The sequence below is a fragment of the Mesorhizobium sp. M4A.F.Ca.ET.090.04.2.1 genome (genome assembly GCF_003999085.1).
Taxonomy (GTDB): domain Bacteria; phylum Pseudomonadota; class Alphaproteobacteria; order Rhizobiales; family Rhizobiaceae; genus Mesorhizobium.
The window spans coordinates 1-6,764 of sequence record NZ_RZOT01000331.1; the positions used below are offsets into that span (position 1 = coordinate 1).

At 66.1% G+C, this 6,764-nt stretch carries 6 protein-coding genes and 1 pseudogene; 5 read left to right on the forward strand and 2 right to left on the reverse strand.

What is annotated here, in order from left to right; all coding sequences use genetic code 11:
- Nucleotides 1-767 (reverse strand): annotated as a pseudogene (locus EN781_RS21630) (mechanosensitive ion channel family protein); the annotation flags it as partial.
- Between the two features lie 219 nt (nt 768-986).
- On the opposite strand from EN781_RS21630, the gene EN781_RS21635 reads away from it, so the two are divergent.
- From EN781_RS21635 to EN781_RS21650, 4 genes are read left to right on the forward strand one after another with little or no spacing between them, the layout of a single operon-like run.
- The gene (locus tag EN781_RS21635) at nt 987-2,246 is read left to right on the forward strand and encodes a sarcosine oxidase subunit beta (RefSeq protein ID WP_126054075.1); all 1,260 of its coding nucleotides are present in this window, start codon (nt 987-989) and stop codon (nt 2,244-2,246) included.
- Nucleotides 2,247-2,258: 12 nt separating this feature from the next.
- A complete protein-coding gene (locus EN781_RS21640; protein ID WP_126054074.1) occupies nt 2,259-2,555 on the forward strand; it encodes a sarcosine oxidase subunit delta in 297 nt (98 codons plus the stop codon).
- Complete coding sequence (locus tag EN781_RS21645; protein WP_126054073.1) at nt 2,552-5,545, forward strand: sarcosine oxidase subunit alpha; 2,994 nt, start codon at nt 2,552-2,554, stop codon at nt 5,543-5,545. Before EN781_RS21640 ends, EN781_RS21645 begins: the two co-directional genes overlap by 4 nt.
- On the forward strand, nt 5,538-6,125 hold the full coding sequence (locus EN781_RS21650) for a sarcosine oxidase subunit gamma (protein WP_126054072.1): 588 nt from the start codon (nt 5,538-5,540) through the stop codon (nt 6,123-6,125). The genes EN781_RS21645 and EN781_RS21650 overlap by 8 nt, the downstream gene beginning before the upstream one ends.
- Nucleotides 6,126-6,196: 71 nt before the next feature.
- On the opposite strand, the gene EN781_RS35420 is transcribed toward EN781_RS21650, so the two are convergent.
- A complete protein-coding gene (locus tag EN781_RS35420) occupies nt 6,197-6,352 on the reverse strand; it encodes a hypothetical protein (RefSeq protein ID WP_245455447.1) in 156 nt (51 codons plus the stop codon).
- Here EN781_RS35420 and EN781_RS21655 point away from each other — a divergent pair.
- Nucleotides 6,351-6,764 (forward strand): MFS transporter (locus EN781_RS21655; protein ID WP_245492628.1); only part of this gene is annotated, 414 nt, incomplete at its 3' end. The two genes, EN781_RS35420 and EN781_RS21655, sit on opposite strands and share 2 nt — an antisense overlap.

Consider the following 6,764-nt stretch of genomic DNA (forward strand, 5'->3'; position numbering starts at 1 on the left):
GACCAGAACGCCACGGAAAGCCGGCTGAGATAGGACGGCGCCTCGATGGACGGGTCGGGTTCGAAGATGCGCCCGAACAGGCGCCGGCCGCCGACCAGCAGCACCGCCGCCAGTCCCAGCGCCATCAGGGCCGCTGCGAGCACGGCCTGGAGTTTGAATTTGAAGGCGAAAATCAGCCAGGACGAGACGGCTTTGTAAAGGCCGGTGAATTGATCGTGCGCATCGGAAAAGGCCTGGGGACTGAGCGCGTCCGTCAGTTCATAGCGCTTGGCGAGGAAATTGCGGAAAAGGTCGCTGCGCATGACGCCGATCTTGTCGATCAGCCCGTTGATGCGGATCGACAGGTTTTGCGCGCTGGCGATGACGGCGTTGATCTCGGCTTTTTCGGCGGCAAGCGCTCCGCGCTCGTTGGTAACGATCGCCGGCTCCTGCGGCTGCCCCTGCGCCGGCGGCGGGCCAAGCACCTCGATCCGGTTGTTGATGTCGGCAAGGCGCGAGCGGAAGGCCAGTGCGCTGTTCAATGCCGCCCGCGACAGATCCTCGAGTTGCAGGCGGACGTCGACAAGCGCTGCGTCATCCTCGGCGTCGTCGGCGACCTTCTTTTCGAGACCATCGGTCTTGGCCGCCAGGTCCTGGACGACCTTCTGCTGGTCGACGATCAGTTGCGCGGAACCCTGGCCGATGGCCTGCGCCATCGCATCGAACGAAGGCTGCGCCGAAACGGCGAGCATCAGAACCAGGATCAGGCGAAGTAACCGGAAGAACATGACCTTGATGGCGACTCGCTGCCGAAAAGACTTCGTAATTTCGTTCTTGATAAAGACCGCCATACCCCGCGGCAAGCCGTCCCCGATCAGGCAAGTGCAAGCCGTCTCCGGTCAGGCAAGTGGAAGTCGGCCTGTCGAAAAGCGATGGCGCAATCTTGGCTTTGCGCCCGCTGCCTGCTCTATAGTCTGCCGCATCGCACCAACCGGACGACATGAAACATGGCGGAATATTCGGCCTTTTCGCTCCTCAAGAACGCGCTCAGCGGAAACAAGGACTGGAAGCCGGCCTGGCGCAAGCCGGACCCAAAGGCATCCTATGACGTGATCGTCATCGGCGGCGGTGGGCACGGCCTGTCGACCGCCTACTACCTCGCCAAGGAGCACGGCATCACCAACGTCGCGGTGCTGGAGAAGGGCTGGCTGGGCTCAGGCAATGTCGGCCGCAACACCACCGCAGTGCGCTCGAACTACCTTTTGCCTTCCAACACCCGCTTCTACGAGCATTCGATGAAGCTTTGGGAGAACCTCTCGCACGACCTCAACTACAATGTCATGTTCTCGCAGCGCGGCTGTCTGAACCTGGCGCATACGCCCGCCCAGTTCGACGACTATGCCAGGCGCGGCAACGCCATGCGCCATCTCGGCGTCGATGCCGAGCTGATGACCGTCGACCAGATCAAGCGGCTCGTGCCGGCGCTCGACGTCTCCGGCTCGGCGCGGTTCCCTGTCATCGGCGGCCTGATGCAGCGGCGCGCCGGCAGCGCCCGCCACGATGCGGTGGCCTGGGGCTATGCGCGCGGCGCCGACCGGCGCGGCGTCGACATCATCGAGAATTGCGAGGTCACCGGTTTTCTGCGCGACGGCGACCGCATCACCGGCGTTTCGACGACGCGCGGCGAGATCCGCGCCAGGAAGGTGGCGCTCGCCGTTGCCGGCAGCACCGGCCGCGTCATGCAACTGGCCGGCATCGACAAGATGCCGATCGAGAGCCATGTGCTGCAGGCCTTCGTGTCGGAATCGCTGAAGCCGATCATCGACACGATCCTGACCTTCGGCATGGGTCACTTTTACATCTCGCAGTCCGACAAGGGCGGCTTGGTCTATGGCGGCGACCTCGACGGCTACAACAGCTATGCCCAGCGCGGCAGCCTGCCGATCGTCGACGAGGTGATGAGCGAGATGCTGGCGCTGTTCCCCGGCCTGGCGCGCGTGCGCATGCTGCGCTCCTGGGGCGGCCTCTGCGACATGACGATGGACGGCTCGCCGATCATTACCACTGGCCCGCTGCCCGGCATGTATCTCAATTGCGGCTGGTGCTACGGCGGCTTCAAGGCGACACCGGCCTCCGGCTTTTGCTTTGCCTGGACCATCGCCAAGGGCGAGCCGCACGAGCTCAACGCGCCGTTCACGCTCGACCGCTTCTATCGCGGTCTCTTCATCGACGACAAGGGCCAAGGCGCGACGCCTCGGCTGCACTAGGGTTGAAATAAGATGCTTATCACCTGTCCCTATTGTGGCCCACGCGACGTCATCGAGTTTGCCTATCAGGGCGATGGCAACCGCGAGCGTCCGCAACCGGCCTCTCAGGACCTCGACGCCTGGAACGCCTATGTCTACGACCGGCTGAATCCGGCCGGCGACCATAACGAGATCTGGCAGCATGCCGGCGGCTGCCGCGCTCATATCAGGGTCGTGCGCAACACGCTGACACACGAGATTTCCAGCACTGCTTTCGCGCATGGCGGCCACAGATCCGCCACGCGGCACAAGACGGAAGCCAAGTCGTGAGCCCCCGTCGCATCGAGAACGGCGGCCGCGTCGACCGGCTGCGCACCATCCGCTTCACCTTCGACGGCGTGACCTATACCGGCCATGCCGGCGACACGCTGGCCTCGGCGCTGCTCGCCAATGGCGTGACGCTGTTCGGCCGCTCGTTCAAGTACCACCGCCCGCGCGGCGTGCTCACGGCCGGTGTCGAGGAGCCGAACGCGCTGGTAACAGTGCTGCGCGGCGAGGTGCGCGAACCGAACATCGCCGCGACCATGGTCGAGATCTATGACGGGCTCACCGCCGTCAGCCAGAACCGCTTCCCGTCGCTTGCCTGGGACGTCAGTGCGGCCAACCAGCTCGGCGGCAAGCTCCTGTCGGCCGGCTTCTACTACAAGACCTTCATGGGGCCGGTGATCGGCCCGCTCAAAGGCACCCGCTTCTGGATGTTCTGCGAGCATTTTATCCGCCGCGCCGCCGGTCTCGGCAGAGCCGGCACCGCCGCCGACACTTCGCGCTATGAGCGCATGAACGCCTTCTGCGACGTGCTGGTGGTCGGCTCCGGTCCGGCCGGGCTGATGGCCGCCAAGGCTGCCGCCGAACAGGGCGCGCGCGTCATCCTCACCGAGCTGGAGCCGCGCTTCGGCGGCTCGGCCAACTGGTCCGGCGAGACGATCGACGGCATGCCGGCGGACGACTGGGCGGCGCGCGTTGCCGGCCAACTCGAAGGCAACGACAATGTGCGGCTTTTGCCGCGCACCACGGTCTGGGGCTACTATGACGGCAACACGCTTGCCGCGCTGGAGCGTGTCAGCGACCACAAGGAGAGCCTGGCCAAGGGCGAGCCGCGCCATCGCTACTGGGCGATCCGCGCCAGAACCGTGGTGCTTGCCACCGGCTCCTTCGAACGGCCGCTGGTCTTCCCCGGCAATGACCGGCCGGGCGTCATGCTGGCGCATGCCGCAGAGCGCTACGCCAACGAATATGGCGTCCTGCCCGGCGAGAGGATTGCCCTGTTCACCAACAATGACAGCGCCTACCGTTCCGCCCTGGCGCTGAGGAAGGCAGGGGCCGCGATCGTCGCAATCGTCGACGTTCGCTCCGGGCTGTCGGACGAAATGCGCCGGCTGGCCACCGAGGCCGAGGCGGAAATGCTCTCCGGTCACGCCGTGGTGGCCACCGAGGGCGGCAAGGCTCTCTCCGGCCTAAAAGTGCAGCGCTTCGACATGCTGAGTGGCGCGCCCACCGGCGACGCGCGCAGCATCCATGCCGACTGCCTGCTGATGTCAGGCGGCTGGTCGCCGACGATCCATCTCGCCAGCCAGGCCGGCGCAAAGGCTGAGTGGAACCCGGCCAGGCAGGCCTTCCTGCCACCGAAGCCGACGCAGCGCTGGATCGGCGCAGGCGCCTTCACCGGCAGTTTCTCGACCGCCGAGGCCATCGCCGAAGGCCGCACCGCCGGTGTCGCTGCCGCGGGCGGCACGGACGCGCCGACGGCCCTGCCGGACGTCGAAGCCGCGCCAGGCGAGCCCGACCCGGCGCCGGTGTTCGAGATCAAGGCGGCGGGCAAGAGCTTCGTCGATTTCCAGCACGACGTCACGGCGGAAGACGTGCGGTTGGCGCACCGCGAGGGCTTCATCTCGGTCGAGCACCTCAAGCGCTACACCACGCTTGGCATGGCGACCGACCAGGGCAAGAGCTCCAACGTGCCGGGCCTCGCCATCATGGCCGAGGCTCTCGGCAAGCCGATCCCCGAGGTCGGCACGACGCGCTTCCGCCCACCCTACACGGCGGTGTCGATCGGCTCGCTGGCGGCCGAGCGTTTTGGCGATCTCAAACCCGAGCGGCTGACCCCGATGCACGACTGGCATATCGCCAACGGCGCGCGGATGTATTCCGCAGGCCTCTGGTACCGGCCGATGATCTACGGCCTTGCCGGCGAGACGGTCGAGCAGGCCTATGTGCGCGAAGCCAAGGCCACCCGCGACAGCGCCGGCATCGTCGACGTCTCGACGCTGGGCAAGATCGCCGTGCAGGGACCGGACGCGGCGGAATTCCTCGACCGCGTCTACACCAACATGTTTTCCACGCTTGCCGTCGGCAAGGCGCGCTACGGCCTGATGCTGCGCGAGGACGGGCTTGCCTTCGACGACGGCACCACCTGGCGGCTCGGCGAGCAGGACTTCCTGATGACCACCACCACCGCCAATGCCGGCAAGGTGATGCAGCATCTGGAATATTTCCTCGACGTGATCTGGCCGGAATTGAAGGTCACCGTCACCTCGGTGACCGACGAATGGGCAGGCGCTGCGATCGGCGGGCCGAAGGCGAGAGCCATCCTCGCCACCTGCGTCACCGGCACCGCCGTCGACAACGCCACCCTGCCTTTCATGGGCATCGTCCGTGGCCAGATTGCGGGCGTGCCGGTGATGATCTGCCGCCTGTCCTTTTCCGGCGAGATGGCCTTCGAGGTCTATTCCGGCGCCGGCCACGGCACCCATGTCTGGGAGGCGCTGATCGAGGCTGGCAAGCCATCCGGCCTGGTGACCTACGGGCTCGAGGCGCTGGGTACGATGCGCATCGAGAAGGGCCATGTCACCGGCGCCGAGATCGACGGCCGCACCACGGCGCGCGACCTGCATCTCGACTGGATGCTGTCGAAGAAGAAGCCCTTCATCGGCTCGGCGATGATGGACCGCGAGGGCCTGATCACGCCTGACCGGCTGCAACTGGTCGGCCTGGTCTCGCTCGACAACCGCCCGTTCAACGGCGGCGCGCATATCGTCGAGGAACTGGACGAAGCCAATCCACGCGATTCGATCGGCCACATAACCGCCTGCTGCTATTCGCCGGCGCTCGGCAAGCATATCGCGCTAGCGCTGGTCAAGGGCGGCAAGGCCAGGCACGGCACGCGCGCTTTCGTCTCGGACCCGTTGCGCAATCGCTTCGGGCCGATCGAGATCGTCTCCAACCACTTCTACGACCCGGACGGGAGCCGCATGCATGGTTGAACGTCAATCTCCGCTCGAGCCGGAGTACCACCCGGGCTCGCACGGCAATTTCGAACATGGCGTCGACGTCATCCTGTCTGAGACGCGGCCGGGCTCGATCCTGCAGCTCGCCGCATGGCCGGGCGAGGAGAAGCGCCTTATGTCGGCGATATACAAGGTCGCGGGCCTTGCCCTGCCCGACGGCGCCGGCGGCGGCGTCACCAACGGCGGCAGATCGGCATTCGGCATCGCGCCAGGCAAGTTCACCGTCATCGACGACGCCGAGGGCCTTGCGGCCGCGTTCAGCGGCGTCGTCACGCCGGACGTGGGCACCGTCACCGACCTGTCGCATGGCCGCACCGCGATCCGCATCGCCGGCCCGAAGGCCGAATGGGTGCTGGCGAAGTTCTTTGCCATCGATTTCGCGCTGCCGGCCTTCCCGGTCGGCGCCGGCCGCTCGACCACCCATCACGACGTCTTCGCGCAGATTCAGCGCACCGGCGCCGACCAGTTCGACATCTATGTCTTCCGCTCCTTCGCCCGCTCCTTCTGGAAGGCGCTGTGCCACGCCAGCGAGGAAGTCGGCTACGAGGTGCAGTAGCTCCGGCTGGCACTACGGACGGCCACAACTGCTGCTTGAGGCTTGGGCCAGCCGGGCCGATAGATAGGCAATCACGGGCTCTTGCCGGAGCAGGTGCCCGTCCAGGCAACCAGTTCGACCATATCCTCCATGACCGCAGAGACTTCGGTGACGGCCACCACCCGCTTTGCTCCGGCGGGCGAGATGTCGATGCTGTTGCCGGCAACGGTCGCCTGCGGCGTCTTCATGACCAGCCTCGACCAGAATGTAGTGGTGACCGCACTTCCCGGCATCGGTGAAAGCTTGGCCCGCCCGCCGAGCCAGCTTGGCCTTCTGATCACCGTCTATGTAGCCAGCCTGATCATTCTCGGCGGCTGGGCGGCGGACCGCTTCGGCCTGCGCAACGTGTATTGCTTCGCCCTTCTCGTCTTCGCCAGCGCCTCGGCACTTTGCGGCCTCTCGGAGAACATCTGGATGCTGGTCGCCTCGCGCGCCCTGCAGGGTTTTGGCGGCGCGCTGATGGGCACGCTCGGCCAAGTGGTGATCCTGTCGAGCTTTCCGCGCGACCGCACGCTCAAGATCAACATGTACATTTCGCTGGCCGGCCAGTCCGGACCATTGGTGGGCCCGCTGGTCGGCGGCACGCTCACCACCTACGTC

Coding starts and splice junctions, on each gene's coding strand:
- EN781_RS21635 (WP_126054075.1), top strand. CDS start 987: ATGGCGGAATATTCGGCCTTTTCGCTCCTCAAGAACGCGCTCAGCGGA.
- EN781_RS21640 (WP_126054074.1), top strand. CDS start 2,259: ATGCTTATCACCTGTCCCTATTGTGGCCCACGCGACGTCATCGAGTTT.
- EN781_RS21650 (WP_126054072.1), top strand. CDS start 5,538: ATGGTTGAACGTCAATCTCCGCTCGAGCCGGAGTACCACCCGGGCTCG.
- EN781_RS35420 (WP_245455447.1), bottom strand. CDS start 6,352: ATGAAGACGCCGCAGGCGACCGTTGCCGGCAACAGCATCGACATCTCG.